Annotated in this window: 14 protein-coding genes, 1 tRNA gene and 1 pseudogene; 13 read left to right on the top strand and 3 right to left on the bottom strand. The window is 67.4% G+C overall.

What is annotated here, in order from left to right; genetic code table 11:
• Nucleotides 1-457: 457 nt before the first annotated feature.
• Complete coding sequence (locus tag QLH51_RS19175) at nt 458-2,236, bottom strand: ABC transporter transmembrane domain-containing protein (RefSeq protein ID WP_125662525.1); 1,779 nt, start codon at nt 2,234-2,236, stop codon at nt 458-460.
• Nucleotides 2,237-2,620: 384 nt separating this feature from the next.
• On the opposite strand from QLH51_RS19175, the gene QLH51_RS19170 reads away from it, so the two are divergent.
• Entirely contained in the window at nt 2,621-3,853 is a 1,233-nt protein-coding gene (locus QLH51_RS19170) for a polyhydroxyalkanoate depolymerase (protein WP_125662523.1), read from the top strand.
• 61 nt (nt 3,854-3,914) lie between these two features.
• Here the strand turns inward: QLH51_RS19170 and QLH51_RS19165 are convergent, their stop codons facing one another.
• Nucleotides 3,915-4,394 carry a pyridoxamine 5'-phosphate oxidase family protein gene (locus QLH51_RS19165; protein ID WP_125662519.1) on the bottom strand — a complete coding sequence of 160 codons (480 nt, stop codon included), beginning with the start codon at nt 4,392-4,394 and terminating at the stop codon, nt 3,915-3,917.
• Between the two features lie 139 nt (nt 4,395-4,533).
• Here QLH51_RS19165 and QLH51_RS19160 point away from each other — a divergent pair.
• The 8 genes and pseudogenes from QLH51_RS19160 to QLH51_RS19130 all read left to right on the top strand — a co-directional run bounded on the left by QLH51_RS19160 (nt 4,534) and on the right by QLH51_RS19130 (nt 12,737).
• Nucleotides 4,534-4,608: transfer RNA gene (locus QLH51_RS19160), tRNA-Gln, on the top strand.
• A 98-nt stretch (nt 4,609-4,706) separates the two neighbouring features.
• Nucleotides 4,707-6,686, top strand: a complete 1,980-nt coding sequence (locus tag QLH51_RS19155; protein WP_125662516.1) for a hypothetical protein — start codon at nt 4,707-4,709, stop codon at nt 6,684-6,686.
• A gap of 112 nt (nt 6,687-6,798) precedes the next feature.
• Nucleotides 6,799-8,403, top strand: coding sequence for an ABC-F family ATP-binding cassette domain-containing protein (locus tag QLH51_RS19150; RefSeq protein WP_125662513.1), 1,605 nt, complete (start codon nt 6,799-6,801; stop codon nt 8,401-8,403).
• Between the two features lie 302 nt (nt 8,404-8,705).
• Nucleotides 8,706-9,773, top strand: coding sequence for a hypothetical protein (locus QLH51_RS19145; protein WP_125662510.1), 1,068 nt, complete (start codon nt 8,706-8,708; stop codon nt 9,771-9,773).
• An 18-nt stretch (nt 9,774-9,791) separates the two neighbouring features.
• Nucleotides 9,792-10,013: pseudogene (locus QLH51_RS19975) on the top strand (MobA/MobL family protein); the annotation flags it as partial.
• Between the two features lie 18 nt (nt 10,014-10,031).
• Nucleotides 10,032-11,426 carry a hypothetical protein gene (locus tag QLH51_RS19140; protein ID WP_241218005.1) on the top strand — a complete coding sequence of 465 codons (1,395 nt, stop codon included), beginning with the start codon at nt 10,032-10,034 and terminating at the stop codon, nt 11,424-11,426.
• A gap of 145 nt (nt 11,427-11,571) precedes the next feature.
• Entirely contained in the window at nt 11,572-12,105 is a 534-nt protein-coding gene (locus tag QLH51_RS19135) for a hypothetical protein (protein ID WP_125662507.1), read from the top strand.
• Nucleotides 12,105-12,737, top strand: a complete 633-nt coding sequence (locus QLH51_RS19130; protein WP_125662505.1) for a hypothetical protein — start codon at nt 12,105-12,107, stop codon at nt 12,735-12,737. The genes QLH51_RS19135 and QLH51_RS19130 overlap by 1 nt, the downstream gene beginning before the upstream one ends.
• 377 nt (nt 12,738-13,114) lie before the next feature.
• Here the strand turns inward: QLH51_RS19130 and QLH51_RS19125 are convergent, their stop codons facing one another.
• Nucleotides 13,115-14,242, bottom strand: coding sequence for a DNA N-6-adenine-methyltransferase (locus QLH51_RS19125; RefSeq protein WP_125662502.1), 1,128 nt, complete (start codon nt 14,240-14,242; stop codon nt 13,115-13,117).
• Between the two features lie 520 nt (nt 14,243-14,762).
• On the opposite strand from QLH51_RS19125, the gene QLH51_RS19120 reads away from it, so the two are divergent.
• Genes QLH51_RS19120 through QLH51_RS19105 form a run of 4 tightly spaced genes read left to right on the top strand, consistent with a single transcriptional unit; the run spans nt 14,763 to nt 18,418 of the window.
• Complete coding sequence (locus QLH51_RS19120) at nt 14,763-16,958, top strand: S8 family serine peptidase (protein ID WP_206429309.1); 2,196 nt, start codon at nt 14,763-14,765, stop codon at nt 16,956-16,958.
• A gap of 22 nt (nt 16,959-16,980) precedes the next feature.
• Nucleotides 16,981-17,712, top strand: a complete 732-nt coding sequence (locus QLH51_RS19115) for a hypothetical protein (protein ID WP_125662499.1) — start codon at nt 16,981-16,983, stop codon at nt 17,710-17,712.
• Nucleotides 17,713-17,724: 12 nt separating this feature from the next.
• Nucleotides 17,725-18,201, top strand: a complete 477-nt coding sequence (locus QLH51_RS19110; protein WP_125662497.1) for a hypothetical protein — start codon at nt 17,725-17,727, stop codon at nt 18,199-18,201.
• A gap of 43 nt (nt 18,202-18,244) precedes the next feature.
• Nucleotides 18,245-18,418 carry a hypothetical protein gene (locus tag QLH51_RS19105; RefSeq protein ID WP_164516255.1) on the top strand — a complete coding sequence of 58 codons (174 nt, stop codon included), beginning with the start codon at nt 18,245-18,247 and terminating at the stop codon, nt 18,416-18,418.
• Nucleotides 18,419-18,522: the final 104 nt, after the last annotated feature.

Raw genomic sequence — 18,522 nt, 5'->3', positions numbered from 1 at the left:
GGTCGCGGCGGTGGGGTGAGGGGGGCGACCGTTCCACCCGAAGCGAACGGAGGCGGCAGCGGCTACAGTCGGGACAGGCAAGGCGTAACAGGACCGATCGACATTCCCGCGCGTATCGTCACTCCGGACTTGATCGAGACCTCCGCAAAAGCCCTCGATCCGTACTCCGGCGAAGGCCGGGGCCCAGTTGGGGGACATTGGCAAGATACGGAAAAGCCTTTCCAACTGGACCCCGGCCTTCGCCGGGGTACGGCGAGGCGTTGGCTCTGTTCGAGACTTTCGCAAAGGTCTCGACTTGATCCGGAGTGCTGTTCCATCACAGCGGTGCAGAGGAAGCGTCACCCCGTATCAAGTCTGGGGTGACGCGAAGGGGGCGGGTCGAGCCAAAGAACTGCGGTCCGCCGAAGGAGGTTGGGTGCCGATCGGTCCCAGACCGGCGCCCGGTCCGCGCCACCCCTCAACCCGCCTCGTGGAACTGCAGGTTCGCCAGCCGCGCGTACAGCCCGCCTTGCGCGATCAACGCACCATGCGGCCCGCTCTCGACGATCCGGCCCTGGTCCATGACGATGATCCGCGACGCCGCGCGGACGGTCGCCAGCCGGTGGGCGATGACCAGCGTCGTGCGGTTCGCCATCAGCCGGTCGAGCGCGTCCTGTACCAGCCGCTCGCTTTCGGCGTCCAGCGCCGAGGTCGCTTCGTCGAGCAGGAGAATCGGCGCGTCGCGCAGCAGCGCGCGGGCGATCGCCACCCGCTGCCGCTGTCCGCCCGACAGCCGCGCGCCGCCTTCCCCCAGATCGGTGTCGAGCCCCTGCGGCAGCTCGCGCAGGAACTGGCTGGCATTGGCGGCGTCGGCGGCGGCCCAGAGCTGTTCGTCGCTGGCATCCCAGCGGCCGTACCGCAGATTGTCGCGGGCGGAGGCGGCGAAGATCACCGTCTCCTGCGGCACCATCGCGATCCGGGCGCGTACCGCCGCCGGATCGGCGGCGCGGACGTCGACGCCATCGACGGCGATCCGGCCGCTCGCGGGGTCGTAGAAGCGCTGGATCAGCTGGAACAGCGTCGACTTGCCGGCACCCGACGGGCCGACGACCGCGACCGTCTCCCCCGGCGTCACGTCGAGCGAGAAGCCCGACAGCGCGGCGACCTCCGGGCGGGTCGGATAATGGAAGGTGACGTCGTCGAACGCCACCGCACCATGCGCCGGTTCGGGCAGCGCCACGGGCTGCGCGGGCGCGGCGATGTCGGGACGCTGCGCCAGCAGGTCGGCGAGCCGCCCGGCGGCACCCGAGGCGCGCAGCAGGTCGCCATAGACTTCGGTCAGCGCGCCGAACGATCCGGTCACCAGCGCGGCGGTGAGGACGAAGGCGGTGATCGATCCGCCGGTGGTGCGACCGGCGGCCACGTCGCTGACCGCGTCCCACATGATGAGCGTGATCGCGGCGAACAGCATGCCGATCACGAATGCGGTCATCACCGCGCGCGTCGCGAAGCGTTTCTTGGCGGTGTCGAACCCGCGATCAACGGCGGACTCGAAGCGCTCGCTCTCGCGGCCTTCCTGTCCGAACGCCTGCACGATCTTCATCGCGCCCAAAGTTTCCGACGCGATCGATCCGATATCGGCGATCCGGTCCTGGCTGCTGCGCGACAATTTGCGCACCCGCCCGCCCAGCCACATGATCGGCAGCACGATCACCGGAATGCCGACGATCAGATAGGCGGCGAGCTTGGGCGCCAGCGCGAACAGGTACAGCACCCCGCCGATGCCGACCAGCAGGTTGCGCAGCGCGATCGATACGGTGGTGCTGACGATCCCCTCGACGATCGCGGTATCGGCGGTCAGGCGCGACGCGATCTCCGACGGGCGGTTCTCCTCAAACCAGCCCGGCGACAGCGTCAGCAGATTGCGGTGCACCGCCATGCGCAGGTCGGCGACGGTCCGCTCGCCCAGCCACGACACGAAATAGAACCGCCCGGCGGTGGCGATCGCCAGCACGACGACGACCCCCAGCAACCCTTCGAAATAGGGGCCGATCTCGCTCGCCGCCGCACCGGTCGCGAAACCGTTGTCGACCACCTGCTTGAAGGTGCGCGGAATCCACAGCGTCGCGACCGCGGCGGTGACCAGCGAGACCAGCGCGCCGACCAGTTGCAGCTTGTACCGGATGGTGAAGCGCCAGACGAGCCGAAGCGCCGGCAGCATCTTGGTGCGATCGGGGGCGGGGGGCGTGTCGGCCATGGTGCGTTGCCTAGGGTCCAAACCCGATCAGAACAAGGCTCGTGATCGGTCCTCGACCGACCGCGCAGCGGCGGGCGGAGTTTGGTCGCTGCGCCGGTCACGATGCTTGCGCGTCGCTCCCCGCCTTGTTGCTGGCCGAGCATCGAAAGCCGCTTCGTTACGACCTTGTTCCTACCGGGTCCGGACGCTGGCACGTCGGCGGCAAAGGGAACTCCGGGGCGTTCTCGTTGCTTGAGCGTATCGAAGGGCCTGCGGCGACGATCGCATATCCCTTCAGCGCCGGGACAGCTTCGGCGTACGACCTTCGAAGCGTTGCCGATGGCAACGAATCGCTATATTTTCACTGGTACGGGTGTTTCCCGTCAGCCAGTTTCGGGGATGCCCATGTTGTACGACGCTTATGAATGGCAGCGCTCGCTGCTCGCCGGTGCCAGCGCGATGGCCAATTTCGGGGCGGGGCTGTTGCAGAACCCGAACAATCCCTTCGCCTATTTCGGCGGTGGCCCGGTGCTGGGATCGGCACTCACCGTGTTCGCCCATGCCGCGGCCCCGCGCGGCAAGCCGGCGTTCGGGCTGACGAGCACGACCGTCGCGGGCAAGCCGGTGGCGGTGCGCGAGGAAGTGGTGCTGCGCCGTCCGTTCGGACAGCTCAAGCGCTTCGTGCGCGAAGGCGTCGACGGCGGCCCCAAGCTGCTGATCGTCGCGCCGATGAGCGGCCATTATGCGACGCTGCTGCGCGGTACCGTGGAACGGATGCTGCCGTTCGCCGACGTCTATATCACCGACTGGCGCGATGCGAAGCTGGTGCCGGTGTCCGACGGCCGCTTCGACCTCGACGACTATATCGATTACGTCGTCGCCTTCCTCGAAAAGATCGGCGAGAGCGGCGAGGCGCGCCCGCACGTGCTGGCGGTGTGCCAGCCCTCGGTCCCGGTCTATGCCGCCACCGCGCTGATGGGGGCGGACCGGCATCCCAACCGTCCGCGCACGCTGACCATGATGGGCGGTCCGGTCGACACGCGCGAGGCGCCGACCGCGGTCAACACGCTGGCGACCCAGCGGCCGCATGCGTGGTTCGAACAGAATGTCATCGCCACCGTGCCGATGACCTATCCCGGTGCCGGTCGCCGCGTGTATCCCGGGTTCCTGCAACTCGCGGGGTTCATGAGCATGAACCTAGGCAGTCACATGGTTTCCCATTACGAGATGTTCAAACATCTGGTGCAGGGCGACGGCGAAGGCGCCGGCATGACGCAGCGCTTCTACGAGGAATATCGCGCGGTGTGCGACATGACCGCCGAATTCTATCTCCAGACCATCGACGTGGTGTTTCAGACCCACGCTTTGCCCGAAGGCACGATGACCCATCGCGGGCGGCCGGTCGATCCGGGCGCGATCACCGACACTGCGATCCTCGCGATCGAGGGCGAACGCGACGATATCTCGGGCGTAGGCCAGACCCGCGCCGCCCTGACGCTCGCCACGGCGTTGCCCGATGCGATGAAGCTGTATCACATGGCGCCGGAAGTCGGCCATTACGGCATCTTCAACGGCTCGAAATGGCGCACGCGCATCGCGCCGGTGCTGGAACAATGGATCGCCGCCCACGAGCGCTGAGCGGCCGGCGCATCGTCCGAAAACCGAAAGGGCGGGGGCACAAACCCCCGCCCTTGTCGTATCAGACGTCGACCTTGGCGTGGCTGCCGGCTTCGTCGCCACCCTTGATCGTCTGCCCGGTGATCATCTTGAGCTTGCCGAGCAGCGACTGGTCGGTTTCCCAGATTTCGGCGCTATCCAGGTCGAAGCGCAGCATCAGCAGCGACGGATCCTGCCGGCCCTGTTCGTACCAGGCCTCGACTTGCTTCGACCAGTATTTGTCGATCACCGCCGCGTCGCGCTCCTCGGTCAGCGTACCGGCGATGCAGGCGAACAGGTCGTGGCCCTTGGCGACGAACTGCACCATCGCCGGACCACCCTCGGCTGCGCGGTTGTCGCGCTTGGTATAGAACCAGAATTCGCTGTGCGCGTCCTCGTCGAGCACCGCATACATCGGTTCCGAATGCTGATGTTTGCCGGTCAGGCCCAGCATCACATAGGGGCTGGCGGCCATCGCCTTCCACATGGCTTCGCGGACTTCGGCTGGGCTCTTGGTCGACATCGCATGGATTCCTTTGTGATTGCCCCCCGACAACGACCCAGTCTGCCCAGGTTTCCAGCACGGAGCGCGCTTAAATCCGTATTGCGCAACGCCGTCGATGGCCCTAGTGCCTCGCTCCACCGCGCAACGCCGCGGCTGCTGGGGCGTCGCCAAGCGGTAAGGCACCGGTTTTTGGTACCGGCATTCGTAGGTTCGAATCCTGCCGCCCCAGCCAATTCTCGACCAAGTAATTGATCTCGCTGGCTAACCCCAGTCCGGTGACGCCCCAGTGTGCAGGTGACTGTGCCATGTGGCTGTCCGGGGAGGTCGTCCTTGGCGTCGCTTCAGCATGTTTTCCGCCGCGGCCACATTTTCTGGTGGCGCCGGGTTCATTATTCATTCCATACTAAGCCCATTGATGTCCGCCTGTCGCTCGGAACCCCCGACCGGCTGCAGGCGCGTAACCGGGGCGCGGTCCTGACCGCGTCCTATGATCGGGTGGTGTCCATGTTGAACGACCGTATCCGCGCCAGTAGCGGCATGACCGAACGCGAGCTTCAGGCGATCGCCAGGGCGATGTATGAGGAGCGGCTGGCCGAAGTCTGCACCGAACAGCGCGCAACGCCGAACGATGCCGAGTATCACTCGGTCACCAATCGCGCCTTCGTCGACTATTTCCAACGCCTGACGTCGCGGGGCGGACATATGTCGTTCCTACCGGACGAGCAGAGCGCGCTCGAAGCGCAAGGGTGGGACGCGCAGCGCATCGCTGACCTGAAGACGGTCATCGCGTTGCGCGAGAACAAGGGCGTCAGCCCGATCCGTAAGGACGAGATCGACCGCCATCTCGCCGCGGCCGGCTTCGCGATCGACGACCGGCTGCGGTGGATGGTCGAGCTCGCGCTCTACCCAACGTATCGCGACGTCTATGCGGACGCGGAAAAGCAATTGCGGACGCTGGTTGAGCCGCGCGACTCGATAGCGTGCGCGTCATCACCACCGCCTCCGTCAGCAGCCCCAATACCTGCCAACGATGCTTCGCCGGCGGCTTCGCTTGACGTTTCGTGTGTGCCGAAAGCGTGGCTGCACTGCGGTCCCGTTGAGGCCGCGGAGCGGATGATCGCGGAAACGCCCAAGCTGCTCGATCACCGGCGTCAGGGCAAACGCGCGAAGGACAGCGTCGACGAACACACCCTACGGCAGATCCTGTGGGCGGCGACCTTGCTGCAGAAGTCGTTGCCGCCGGGAACGCCGCTCTGGAAGGTGACCAAGGCCAATATCGTCAAGCTCGACGAATATTTCGACAAGCTGCCGGTCCATTACGGTAAGTCTCCCCATCATCGGGGAGTGGCACAGACGCTTGAAGAGGCCATATCGCTGGCGGAAAACGATGTCGCGTCGGGCAAGCTGAAGGCAGATCGCGTCGGCTTTTCCACGGGAACGACCAACAAGCATTTTCACAAGCTGGCGCAGGTTCACGCCTTCATGCGTAGCCAAGTCCCGTCCGCGCCGGACATCGATTTCTCGGAATTCACCGCCGCGATCGACGAGGACGAACGCGAAGCCCGGAAGCGCTACAGCCGCGAACAGGGCGTGGCGCTGTTCAAGCTGCCGCCCTGGACCGGCTGTGTCGGCACCGGCGACAGGCTGGAGCAGGGCAAGATCGTTATCCACGACGGCCTTTTCTACCTGCTGCTCCTGGTCTGGTACACGGGCGCTCGCCGCGAGGAACTGTGCAAGCTGATGATCGAGGATGTCGAACACCGGCACGGCATCGACTATCTGCTGATCCGCGCCACCGACACGGGACGCGTCAAGAACAAGTCTGCCCGCCGGGTCAACGTGATCGCGGACGAACTCATCCGGCTCGGTTTTCTGCGCTATGTGGACGCCATGCGCGCGGCGGGCGAACGGTTGCTGTTCCCCGAACTGGTGCCGGGCGGCGATACCAAGCGGAAGCTCGGCGACGTCTTCTACAAGCTGTGGTGGGTCTACATCGCGCCAAAGGTGCCGAATCTCGAGCCGGGGCAGGCGATGCATTCGGCCCGGCACATGGTGTCGGACGAATTGAAGGATCAGGAAGTCTTCCTCGAATTCCGCAACGATCATCTCGGGCACCGGGGCAAGGGCGGCGAAGGCGAGACGCGCTATCCGTCGGCGGCATCGCTTCAGAAGCTCAAGTCCGTGGTCGAGAAGATCCCGGTCGTCACCGGCCATCTGCTGGAGCAACGCGTCATCACGCTGCTTCCGGCTGGTCTGCGGAAGCCCCGCCCCACGCGACTTAAAGGTCAGGGTGACGATACGGTCATGTGATGGATGCGAAGAAATCCGCCGTCGTGCACGATGGCGGGGCCGACGCTCGCCAAACGGCGATGGCCGTAAATCTTGAAATCACCGCCACGCGAACCGATCGATTACCGTGCCCATGTCTCATGTCCTGACCCTTGCGAACCTCTCCGCCGCGACGCCCGACGGCCGCCTGCTCTTCAGCGACCTGTCGCTGTCAGTTGGGATGGAGCGCGTCGGCCTTGTCGGGCGCAACGGATCCGGAAAGTCGACGCTGCTGGATATCGTGGAGGGCCGAGCGACTCCGGTCGCCGGCACGGCCCATCGAACCGGCAGCGTCGGCCGATTGGCGCAGCACTGGCCTGACGGCCAAGCGATCGCCCACGCGCTCGGGGCGGCGGATGCGCTGGCGACGCTGGCGCGGATCGAGGCGGGGGCAGGGACGGCCGAGGATTTCGACACCGCCGATTGGGCGCTGCCCGCCGTCGTCGAGTCCGCGCTTGATGAGGTTGATCTCAACGGCGTCGATCTCGATGCGCGGATGGGTGCGCTGTCCGGCGGGGAACGGACCCGGGTCGGCATTGCCCGGCTGCTGATCGATCGGCCCGACCTGTTGCTGCTCGACGAACCGACCAACAACCTCGATCGTGCCGGGCGCGCCGCAATACAGCGATTGATCGCACGCTGGCATGGCGGCATTCTGGTCGCCAGCCATGACCGCGTGCTGCTGGAAGCGGTCGATCGGATCGTTGAACTCAGTCCGATCGGCATCCGTATCGTCGGCGGTGGCTGGACGGAGTTCGTCGCGGTCCGCGACACCGAGCGCGCGCAGGCCGAGGCGCAGCGCGACCGCGCCGATGCGGCTCTTCGCCGTACCCGTCTTGCCGCGCAAGCCGCGCAGGAAGCGAAGGATCAGCGCGACAAGGCTGGCCGCGCCTTCGCTGCCAAGGGCAGCGAGCCGCGGATATTGCTGGGCGCGCGGGCCGAGCGTTCCGAGAATAGCGGCGGCAGCGCCCGTCGCCTGGCCGAGCGTCAGATCAGCGAGGCCTCGGCGGTCAGCGATGCGGCACGGGCGCAGATCGACGTGCTCACGCCGTTGACCATCGACCTGCCCGCAACCGGCCTGCCGAGCCAAACGGAGGTGCTGGCACTGCAGGATGCGAAGGTCGATCTCGGCGGTCGCCGCTTCGGTCCTTGGACGTTCGCGATGCGGGGTCCGGAGCGCTTGGCCATCGCCGGGCCGAACGGGGCGGGCAAGTCGACGCTGTTGCGGCTCGCCATCGGCGACATCGCGTCATCTGGCGGCACGGTGCGGCACAGGCGCGAGCGGATGGCGATGCTCGACCAGCATGTCGGCCTGCTCGATCCTGCCGACACCATCGTCGGCAACATGCGCCGCCTCCACCCAACGCTGGATGCGGAAGCGGTACATGCCGCCTGCGCCCGCTTCGCCTTCCGCAACCGGGACGCGCAGCGAATTGTCGGCAGCCTGTCGGGTGGTGAGCGCCTGCGCGCCGGTCTCGCTGCGGCCTTATCGGGGCGGCAGCCGCCATGGCTGCTGTTGCTCGACGAGCCGACCAACCATCTTGATCTGGACTCGATCGACGTGCTGGAACGAGCGCTGCGTTCATTCGACGGTGCCTTGCTTGTCGTCAGCCACGACGTGCGCTTCCTCGATGCGATCGGTGTCTCGCAGGAGATGAATGTTGGCGCGGATAAGGACGATTCAGTCCGATCCCGGTGATCCAGTCGTCTAGTGATGCAATCGTCGTTGGGCGAAGGATAATGACATCGGCTTGGGCGTAACGAGGGATGAGGAAATTTCAGGCGCAATTCCGCGTCGCTGGGGAAACCCCGAGCGACGCTGGTGCGCGGACCCGATTGCCGGCTCCGGATGGCGCCTTGCGGGCGCGGTCCTCCTCACCCGTCGGCGGGTGATCCGGAAGGTGACGGCGGCCGTCACGAGAGGGGGGGGCTATCGGCCGGCGCCGATCCATTCCACACTGATGCCGTCACGCCGTCGGCACGGCGTGCTGGAGGCGGAGTGTGGTCGGCGAGCGGGCGATCAGCCAGAGCATCGGAGCGGCGAATGGCAAACTCGCCGCGCTGCTGCGCGCGCGCGAGGAAGACGAGCAGTTGCTGCAGATCGGGTGCATCCGGATCAAGAAGCAAGCGAAGGAAGAGGCGGCGAACCGGCCCACCAGCGGCCGAAGCGCGTGGAAGATCGCTGCCGACTTCAGCGCACCGCTGCCCCGCCCGGGTCGTCCGCGGGCGGCGGACGGGATCACGACCAGCTTTCACTTCCATTCCTGCTACGTGACCCGCTCGTCCGTTGCCGCCAAGACGGGCGGCCTGGCAGCGAACCACGCCGCCTATGTCGAGCGGATAGAGGCGGTCGAGCTCGGTTCCGCGCTCGATCACGCCGGCTATGTCGAGCGCGGCGATGCGGTCGAGGTTGCGGATCGGCCGCTCGTCTTCAGCAACATATCGGACGATCCCGATCGGCGCCGTGCCTATTGGGAAGCGGTCGACCGCTGCGAACGACAGGGCCATGAGGGGCTGAGCATCGACGCCAGCGTCATCGGGAGGTGGTTGAAAAGGGTGGCGGCCGACGACCTACCTCCAGATTTCGTCGCCCATTGCCGCACCGAGCGGAAGCGCCGGGTAGCCAGTCGGAAGGGGCCGACGTCGTTCAAGCCGAAGCGCTACCGCGCCGACGAGCCTGCCTGCGCGGCGATCCTCGACGTCCTGCGGCAGGCGCCGGGTTGGCCGGACGAGGATCCGCCGGTCATCTTCACGCCCGGTTCGGCCGGCCGGACCCAGTATCGCTATGTCGCCGAGCTGCCGTATGAACTCGGTGCCGACGATCGCGCTGCCATCGTTCGCGACTTCTGCGACCATCTCGGCTCCTTCGCCCGCGACGCGGACGGGCGATCCACGGGCATGATGTATACCGCGGTGATCCACGCGCCGGGGCCGGGCAACGACCGGCGCAACTACCACCTTCACGTCATCGCGCATGATCGCCCCGCCAAATGGATGCCCGACCCGGGCAAGTGGGATTTCGAGGTCGTCGAGGAATTCAAGCGCAAGGGCGAAACCCGCGTCCGCTAGCCGCACCGGCAGGACAAGATCGTCGAGGTCACCCGCAGCCTCACGCCCGACAAGCGACCGGATCACTACAATGCCGCGATCGCCGGCAAAGCCTTCCTGCCGCACCTGCGGGAACGCTTCGCCGCCATCTGCAACGACCGGCTGGCGCTCCGGGGCATCCAGCGCCGGATCGATGCGCGGTCGCACGAGGCGCTCGGGATCCACAAGGAGCCCGAGATCCACCTCGGCACCCGCGCCTCTGCGCTGGAGCGGGCGGGCGTGCCGACCGCGGTCGGCCGCTACAATGCGGCTGCCAGCTGGCAATACGCCGCGCTAGCCGAGCGGCGCAGGACCGAAGAGTATTTCGGGCCATGGCAGCAACAAGACGGTGTGCTGGCGAAGAGCGTCGCCGGGTCGCCGGAGGGCATGGCGCTGATTGGAGAACGCCGCGCGGTGCTGCACGCGCTTGAGGAGACACGGGATCTGGCGTGGGAGAACGATCGCCTCCGTCACCAGGCGCGGTCCCGTGCGCAGGCGACGCTCGACCATTGCGTCATGTCCCTATCCCAGGTGAATGGTAGCGCCGCGCACCGTGCGGCGGTCGAAAAGCGCAAGCAGGAAGCCGAGGAGCATCTTGCCCGGGTCGAGGCCGCCATCGCGGCGGGTGAGGCCGACATCCAGGCGGCAGCCGTAGCGATCGGCAAATTGCACCTGCGGCATGTCGCAATCGACGCCCGCCTGGCGGAACTCGCGCGCGAGAGGAAGGCGCGCTTGAAGCTCGTGGCTGGTCTCGATTTCGCTCCGCCCGTCGGAATGGTTTTCGAACAGCAGGCGCTGCAAGCCATCGGCGCGCTGGCTGGCGCCAGGCCAATTACGTCGCCGAGTGCGATGGCGATCGTGCCGGCCAATGACGACGCGATAGACGACCACACATCGATCCAGCGGCGTGCGTATGTTGTCGGTGCCGCACCGCTAGCTGAACCAGTGACGATACCCGTCCACGATGGGCGACATGATGCGAGCGGGGAAGCCGCCGCTTCGGCCGAAGCGGCGGCGCCGGATCGGATAACGGAAGCAGGCACATGCGACGAGCAGCGGCCAGCGCGTGTTGTCCCGCCGCGGGCCGACGAAGATGCGCGCATCAAGCTCGGACGGCGCCACGAGCTCGACGCCCTGTTCCTTCGCATCGCGCGGGACCGTGTGCCTGTTGTCAGGGTCGCCGGACGACTCACCATCGACGCACTGCCACCGAGCGATGCGGCATTGTTGGCCAGCCCGTCTTTTCGGTTGCTGATCGACAAGCGTCTGACCGGCATCGCCAAATCGCAGGCGGCAGAGATCAAGCGGCTCGTCGACGCCATCAGGAAGCGGGCGTTCGACCCGACTATCGAGGGGGGACCACAGGCGCTTCAAACCTTGTGGCAGCACTGGCGGGAACATCCGGACATTCGGCGCGTGCTGCCGAAGCCGAACGGTGTCGGCGCCGCCTCGCCGACCGGGAACCTGCCGCAGCAGAAAGATACGGCACGTGTCGACGACAGGAAGCCCGTCGGTGGCTTGGCCGCGCTGGCAGCAACCGTCATGTCGACGTCTGACGGCCGCCCTACGAGGCCGAAGGGGTTGGTGACCGGCTCGGCACCGGCCGCACCGGTGAGCAAGGGGCCGGAGCGCTAGCCACGGCTCGCACATCCGGGACGGACCGCCGGGGCCTGCGGGAAGGAGCATGGAGGGAGCCTGCGGCTGTGCCGTGAAGGCGAAATGATCGCGCTGGGCGCGGCGTGCAGCCCGCCGCCCTTGCGCAGAAAACCCAAGGACTTTCATGTATATCGTCACCAAGGAGCGCGCGCTGGCCCAGGCGCGCGCGCTGTCCGGGGCGCTCGCGCTCGCCGAGCGGGCCGGCTGGACCTTCGATCGCGCGGCGCGGTTGATGCTGCGCCCGCCGTTCAGCAACTATCTCCACGTCGCGGCCGCCGAGCTGCTGCTCGTGCCCTCGATCGATCCGTCGCGCGGGGACATCGCGATCATCGACCGCGGTATGCGCGAAGCGCGCTGCGACGCGCTGGTCGTCAAGGCGTCGACCGCGGGTAAGCCGATGCTCTACTGCGCCGTCGGTCGCTGGCGCCGCGAGCAGAACCTGTGGTGTCACGAGCGGCGCCCGTGGATCGACGAATACGGCCATATCTGGCTGGTGGCGGATCACGTCTGGGCCGAGGATGCCGGGACATCGATCCTGTTGCTCGGACCGAAGCGCCTGCAGGTCGCGTCGGTGCCGCCCTGGCTTTGCGCCCGCGGGATGGCTGCGGGGTTCGAGCGAGCCGACGCCTTCCTCGCGCAGATCTGGGGGGACCTGTGATGGCAGTGCTCCCGTGGATCAGCCCTGCCGCCGCCGACGACATGCTGTTCGACGACCCGCTGGGATCGACGCCCGCCTTTGGGTTCGCGCTGATGCGACCGAAGGCGAAGGGCAAGCGCAACACCACCGCCGACCTCGCTCGGGCCAAGCTCCAGCCGAGCAAGCCCGGCGATCCGGCGTGGGGGCCGGACGGACTGTGGCCGATCACCTGCACGACCAGCCGGCTGGTGCCCGCACCTGGTGTCGCGCTCGAGCCGGATGCGCTGGAGGGCGTGTTCGAAGGCTATGACGCCAGGGTCAAACCGCATCAGAAGCTGCTGGCCGCGGTGCTGACGATGCGCTTCGACCACGGCTGGCAGGCGGCCGACATTCTGTCGCTGGTCGGCATGTACGCGCTGCAGCACCTCGCGCTCGAACGCCGGCTGACCAGCCTCACCGTCGTCCATATGCCGGGTGACGAGCTGTCGGCGCGCCGCCCGCATGCCCACTGCGTGGTGCTGGCGCGGGTCCACCGCGCCAGCGGATGGGGGGAGCTGCACCGTGATCTCGTCGCCAAGGATGCGCAGACCGCCTTCGATTTGGAATGGTCAGCTTTTCGCGACGAATGGGCGCCGCGCTTCGCGCCCGGCTGAGCAGGCCGACGAGCGCCCGCGATACCCGTCGCGGGTGCCTCCGGCCGGGGGCGGGCCGGTGCCCGCCGGAAGGGGAATGATCCGATGGAGTGTCCCCGATGGTGGGGACGAAAATCGGGAAGAACCAGATGACCAACACCGCCGCCGTCCGCGCTCACCTCGCCGCTGTCTCCACGATGCTTTTGGGCAACCGCACGCTGCGGCCGTCCGCCGCGCTGCTCGCCGGCCACCGGCTCGATCCGCTCGCGCGGCTGCGGCTGGGCCAGATGGCCTGCGATGCGCAGGCCGACCTCGTCCACCTCACCTTCGAGGAGGGGGCGGGCGAAACCGTGATGACCGACATCTCGATCTTCGTGCCGCGCGACCGGATCTGTTTCTCACACCCCGGCTGCCGGTTGTGGCTGTCGAAGACCGGGTCGCGCGCGCTGCTTCTGCCGCAGCCGCATGTCCGCGGGAGCTTCCGCCTCGCACCGGGCGAGATCATCCATCTGCCCTTCAAGCCCACCGACGTCGATCAGGGCATCGCCCGCGCCGAGGCGCGCCTGCGCCAGCTGGTCGAGCGCGGCGTCGATGTCACGGGCCGCGTCGTCATCAACGACTGGCCGATCTGGGAGTGAGGCGAGCCCGCGTGAGCGGGCCAGCCAGTATCCCTCGGCGATATCCGCCCAGCGTGCCCGCTGTTCGGCCGAGGTGCCGAACGCCATAAGCATCAAGGAGAACGGCGTGTGCTGCGACCTGCCGCGGATGTCGGCGAACCGGACCCGGCCCAGCAGGAGGAAGATATCCGCCTCGACGGTCAACGTCTCGTGGAAAAAGCGCGAATCGACGCGCACGGGGACGAGGCAGACGATGCTGCCGACATTCCCCCGCGACCATTGGTCATGCGCGCGCTTCAGCCAACGAAGCGTTTCGCTGAAAGGAGGATTGACGAAGGCGAGCCGGCCCGACCAGTCGTCGACGAACCCATCGCCGCCTTCCTCCAGGAGGATGCGGCGCTTCGCGACCACCGGGCTCAGCGTATGACCGCACGGGTCGAGGTCGATCGCGCCGAACGCATAGTGGACTTTCGCCAGGAACTCGGGCGGGGTGAAGCGGACGTCACGGTCGGCCTTGTCGCCTTCGCCCCAATGAGCGCGCTCCATTGCGCGGCGCCGGGCTTTCGGTGCCAGCACGGTCAACAGGCGGAGCAGGCTGGCGACCGATCCGCCGCCGCGCTCAAGGCCGGCGAGCGTCGTGCGCGATAACTTCGCGCGTGATGCCGCCTTCTCCAGCGTCCAGCCACGCCGAAGCCGGCTGGCGCGCAGTTTTGCGCCAAGGGTGTCGCCCGGCCCAAGACCGGTCAGCCTGAAGTCGATCGCGGTCATCACCGCCGCAAGGGTCTCGACCGAACCGACGCCCCGCTCGAGCCGCTTGATCTTCTGCACAGGGACGCCAATGCGCGCCGCGAGCGTGGATTGGGACACGCCCGACGACCTGCGGGCCTCGATGAGCGCCGCGATCAACATCAGATACTAAAAGGGTTCATATACTGGTCGATATGAGCAGCCGTATGCGCTGGGTCAATACTTGCCCGGATCGCAATCGCACGGACTCTATTACTTCGCGGCAACGCACGACGAATGTCGTGTGCTTGCGACAAATGTAAACATCTCTTTACCATGTCAATAATACCCGACGTCGGGTCGCGAAGATTTGCGTTGCCGACAGGCGGGAAGATCGCTTAACCTGCCTGCGCTCACCAGCAGGTGGGCCGAGGCGTGGAAACCTCGTCAAAGAGAGCCGTAGACCCGGTCCGAACCAGTTTCGGCCGGGAGGCGGACGCGTATGTCCAGGGCCTTCGGGCCTAAAGGCGTTCGCGCCTGTCTCTTTGCAGGTTTCCAACTTCCGGCTTTCGGGCCGGCACCGCCTCGTGAACAGGGGCGGTGCCGCCGGCTGGAGCCGACCGGCACCGACGCGAACGGGGTTCGGGCGTTGGGTGTTGAGGGACGGAAGCGCGGGGACCGCGCATGCATAACGAACATATCGGTGATCTCGGCGGGGCTGCTGTTGGCCGCCTGCGGTGGTGGCGGTGGCGTCAATTCCGGCGGGTCGACCGCGCCGCCGACCGCCACACCGGCACCCACACCCGCTCCGACACCGGCGCCGACGTCGTCGGCGGACAGCGCGGAATACAAGGCAGCAGGCGCCGTGGTCATCGCCAAGGCCGCATACGCCTATGACCGCGGCATCACCGGGAAGGGCGTGACGATCGCGGTGCTCGACACCGGCATCAACCGCTCGACGCCCGAGTTCGCCGGGCGCATTTCTACCGACAGCATGGGTTTCGAACAGCGCGTCGCGCGGTGCGGCACCTGTGCAGCGGAAACGCTTGCGCCGTTTCCGATCGACGACAGGGTCGGCCACGGCACTGAGGTGGCCTCCATCGCGCTCGCCGCGAAGAATGGCAGCGGACCGCAAGGGCTGGCACCCGAGGCGACGTTGCTGGCGCTCAAGATCGTCGGTGCCGACCTGTCGAACCAGACCGCGGGCAGCACCGAGCCGATCCCGGAGAGCAGCAGCGCGAACGCGATGCTCATCGCGCCAGCCATCCGCTATGCGGTCGAGAAAGGTGCGTTCGTCAGCGTGCTGTCGCTGAACGGCTTCGGCACCGGTCAGCTGGCGGATGACCAGCGCGCCGCGATGGATCAGGTCCGCCTCGCCGACCGGCTGCTGGTCAATTCGATCGACAACGCGACCGGCAAGGACAGCTTCACCGGGGAGTTCGCCGAAAACTTCGTCGGCACCGACCGCGCCAACAAGGACTGGTTCCTGTTCGCGATCGGGGTCGACCAGAACGGCAATCCGCGCAGCGCGAACGGCAATGCCGGCCCGCTCGCCGACCGGATGCTCGCGGCGGGCGGCAACAACGTCCAGGTCGTCGACAAGGACGGCAACGTCGTCAGCGTCACCGGCAACAGCTTCGCCGCCCCGGCGGTCGCAGGGGCGGCTGCGCTGCTCAAGCAATATTGGCCCCAGCTCGGGGGCAAGGCGATCAGCCGTATCCTGCTCGACACCGCGACCGATGCCGGTGCGCCGGGCGTCGATGCAGTCTATGGCGCGGGCATCCTCAACGTCGAGAAAGCGATGCAGGCGCAGGCGCCCGCGTCCTCCTTCGTGGCGGCCGACGCCGTGCTGACCCGCTTTTCCTCGCTGACCACCTCGGCGCCGTTTGGCGGGTCGGCAGCCGCCGCCACGCTGACCGGACAGGTCGGCGGCATGACGGTGCTCGACCGCTACGGCCGCGACTATACGATGACCGCCTCGGCCGGCGTGCGTGCGCGTGGGTCCGGGCTGCTCGCCGGGGCGATGCTCGCCCCGACCGATGCGCCGTGGCGCGCGGCGCAGGCTGAGGCCGCGCGCTTCGGCTTCGCGACGAACGTTGGCGCTCAGGCGATGCGGCGTCCGGACGTTCCCGCCGTCGTGTCCTTCTCGCCTGCCGCCGGGCAGCAGGTCACGCTCGGCACCAACGTTGCGGTCGGCGGCGGGACCGGGCTGGCGGGATCAGCGCTCCGTGGCATCGCCTCGCTGCCGATCGGTAGCATGTCGGCATGGTCCGCCGGGGGCTGGTCGGCCTCCTTCTCGACCGGCACCTCGCGCGATGGCCGCCTCCGCCAGCAGGTCGTCGGCTTCGCCATGCCGCTCGGTTTGGGGCTCGAACTGTCCGACCTCGTCGAGCGTGGACAGGTGCTCGGCATGCGCGGTGACGCCACGCTCGGCCTGACAGGCGCCCGGACCACGTTCGCCACGCTGACCTACCGCCGCACGTTGGTCGGCGTCGATCTGACCGCCCGCGTCACCGCGTCGTCGACGCGGGCAACGGGCGGTTCCGATCTGTTTCGCTTCGGCGGACCGCTGGTGGGCAGCGCCTTCTCGCTGGAGGGCGCGCGGGGGCTGTTCGGCGGGCGGGCAACGCTCGGCCTGTCGTCGCCGCTGCGGGTGGAGCGTGCGCGAGTGGTGCTTCTCGCGCCCGTGGCGTTCGATCTCGTCACCGGGGTGCTTTCGACCCGCGCGACCGCCGTTGATCTCGCCCCGGACTCGCGCGAACTGGACCTCGAACTGGGCTGGTCGACCGCGTTGTCTCGCACCTCATCGTTCCGCGTGGGCGTCGCCCATGCCTTCGATGCCGGTCACGTAGCGGGTGCGTCCGATACCGCCGGCTTCGTCACCATCGCCATTCGCTAATCCAGCACAAGGAACAGGACATATGAGGAAGACCCTTGCCGCCACAGCCATCGTGATCGCCGCCGCGCCCGTGCCCGCTGCAGCCCGGACGCTACCCGACACAACGGCGCAGCAGTCCGCTGGTGGCGCAGTGGCCACGACACCCGCGCTTCCGCTCGATGTCGCCGGAGTTCGCCTCGGCATGTCGGCGGGCGAGGCAAGGGCCGCGCTGGTGAGGGCCGGCTATGTGATGCCCGCGACGAACGGCGTAAGCTACGGCCCGAGCTTCACGGCGCGTATCCGCGCCGAGGCGGCGCGACGGCGGACCGGCGCCGCCTCGTCGCCGGCGATGGCCGACCGGGTGATGACGCAGTTGCAGGGCGTCGGCCCGAATCGCGAGGCGATCACCGTCGGCCTGACTGCCGCGCCGACCGGTGGGTCGATCGTCACCAGTATCTACCTCCAGATGCCGCAGGAGGTGATGAAGGGCGACGCATTCCTCCGCCAGGTGAAAGCGAAATACGGCCAGCCCGATGGCCGCCGGGACCAGGGCATGACGCTCGCTTGGTGCAGCGCGCCGCTCAAGTCCGTGTGCGGGTCGATCACGCCGTTCCAGCGCCGGCCGGAGGCGCTGCCCAACCTGACCGCGTCGGTCATCTACAACGACAACACTATCAGGCTGCAGGACGGCACCGATCAGGATAAAGAGCGGGAGCGGGCCTATGCCGCGGCCGTTGACCGCGCTGCGCCCAAGACCGACCGTGCGGCGTTCTGAGGGCGCCGGGTCGTGATCGCCGTGATCGGAGCCGTTGCGATCATCGCGCTGCTGATGCTGGTCGGCGTGCTGAACGCCACCGGCTTCTTCCGCGCGCTGCCGCTCATCCTACTGCTGTGCACGCTATCGTTCGTTGCCGCGATGGTTGCGAAGGTAAATCTCGGGCCTGCTTGGACGGCGTGGGCCGGCCTCGGCGTCCCGGCAGCGCTGTTGCTGTGGGCGGCGTGGCGGCCGGGATCGTCGCGCGCCAAGCTGTGGATCATGAGCGGCGCGTCGTTCGCGATGAACAGCCTCAAGTGGCTGGCGCTCATCGCCTGCGGACTGACGCTGCCGGCCAACGGCTTCCATCTCGACGTGTGGCTGACGCGCGGCTGGCCGTGGGCGGCGTTGGCGGCCGTCGCATGGGGGGTGCAGGTTGTGGTGGACCGGGTAACGATCTGGTCGATTGCCAAGGAACCGGGTGCGGCCGGCCGGATCGAAACATTGTAAGTCGGACGTGCTCAGCGGGACCGGGACGGAGGAAAAGATAGATATGTCGATCATCATCGCGACGCTGCTGCTGGCGGCCGGCAATCCATGTGCGGGTTCGACCACGCCGAAGGTCGAGCAATGCCTTACTGGGGACCTTGCCCGCGCCGATACCGAGCTCAACCGATATTACGCCACGGCGGTGGCGCGCCTCACTAAGAGCCCAACCGGAAATTAGGTTGAGCGATTTCAGCCAGTTGTGATTCACCGAGGGTTGCGAAGACCACGGGGATCATATGGGCTGGACCGAAACCGCTCGCCGCGAGCATGACAGAAGAAGGC

The sequence above is a fragment of the Sphingomonas sp. 2R-10 genome (genome assembly GCF_030062225.1).
In the GTDB taxonomy this organism is placed as follows: Bacteria; Pseudomonadota; Alphaproteobacteria; order Sphingomonadales; family Sphingomonadaceae; genus Sphingomonas.
This window is presented reverse-complemented; position numbering and strand designations above follow the sequence as displayed.